The sequence below is a fragment of the Pseudomonas sp. GW821-FHT07G10 genome (assembly GCF_059418545.1).
Window position 1 is genome coordinate 1 of record NZ_JBWKQB010000065.1, and the last position, 1,452, is coordinate 1,452.

Sequence of the window (1,452 nt, forward strand, 5' to 3'; positions counted from 1 at the left end):
CGCCGTAATTGGATGGACTCGCCCGCGCCGAGGCGTCAATGCGCCACGGGGGCAGTCTAAGAAGCCACCGACAGCGAGGGCGAATCCATGAAAAAGCATACGACGGTTAAACAGTCCCTGTCTTCCACCGATCCATCGACCTGCACGACAGTGGCGGTCGATCTTGCCAAACAGGTATTCCAGATCGCGGGGGAAAATGCCCTTGGCCAGGTGCTTTACGAAGAACGAATCAAGTCGCGTGAAGCCTTTCATACCTTCCTGCGCCAACTGCCGCCAACCGTAGTGGTGCTGATGGAAACGGGCCCAGGCGCTCAAGCATGGGCGCGCCAGCTACAGGCTCAGGGCAGTCTGGCGCGGATTCTTCCGGCGCAACTTGTGGCCAAGCACCGCAGCGGCGCCAAAAATGATCGTAATGATGCCCGAGCCATATTGCGCGCCGGGCGCGACAGCAAAATTGCGGCGGTCCCCATCAAAAGTGCCACCGCACTGGCCATGCAGGCCTTGCACCGTGCCCGGCAGGGTTATGTCCGTCGGCGTACAGCCATGAGCAACCAGATGCGGGGCTTGCTGATGGAGCACGGCATCACCCTGGCCCAAGGTGATGTCGCAATCAGTCAGACCCTGCCTCGGGTGCTGGAAGACGCGACCCAACCCTTGCCCGACATGCTGCGCGAGCTGATCGACGAGCTGCTGGGCGAATGGCGTCAGCTGGGCGAGCGGATCAACGTGCTGAGCGGTCGCCTGGAGAACGCCGCGATCGAGGATAAAACAGCCCGGCGACTGATGAGCGTGCGCGGTATCGGCCCGATCATCGCCACCGCGCTTTTGGCCAAGCAGACCGACCCGGAACGTTTTGCCAATGCACGCCAGTTCGCCGCCTACTTTGGCATGGTGCCTGAGCAGAACAGCAGCGGGCAGAAGGTCCGCCTGGGCAGGATGAGCAAACGAGGCGACAGCTATGTGCGCAGCCTGATGGTTCAAGGTGCTCATGCGGTATTGAGGCATTTACGCCCGGATTCAGAGCAGCCCGACGATCGTCGGTTGCAACGTTGGCAGGATCGACTGGGCCGCAAGGAAGCGGCGATACGCTTGGCGAACCGCAACCTTCGAATCGTTTGGGTGCTGCTACAAAATGACCAGACTTACCGCAGCCAACCGGCCGATGGCCGGCCAGCTGCGCCAAGTCACTGATCAAAAGCGTTCTGCCACCGAGGCGCCACGGCGCTCCAGCCCCTGCTAGAAAACATTGAACCCAGGTCAGACCGTCGCGGATCGATGCCTGCGCCCTTACCGGCCTTCGAGGCCTGCACGTAATCGGCATGCCGCGAGCTCAACCAATGTTGGCCAGAAGCCCAAGACAGCTTCCTCGAACAGGCCTTATACATAAATGCAACCGGGTAGCAGTGTTTGAAAAGCGGGTAGCCAGTGTGGGCGAGTCCATACATAAGGGCG

The 1,452-nt window shown here is 60.8% G+C and carries 1 protein-coding gene; it reads left to right on the forward strand.

What is annotated here, in order from left to right:
- Nucleotides 1-87 precede the first annotated feature (87 nt).
- A complete protein-coding gene (locus AC07O1_RS30315; protein ID WP_495091187.1) occupies nucleotides 88-1,191 on the forward strand; it encodes an IS110 family RNA-guided transposase in 1,104 nt (367 codons plus the stop codon).
- Nucleotides 1,192-1,452: the final 261 nt, after the last annotated feature.

Bases quoted from the DNA above. Each gene is read 5' to 3' on its own strand.
- AC07O1_RS30315 (WP_495091187.1), top strand. From the start codon at position 88: ATGAAAAAGCATACGACGGTTAAACAGTCCCTGTCTTCCACCGATCCA.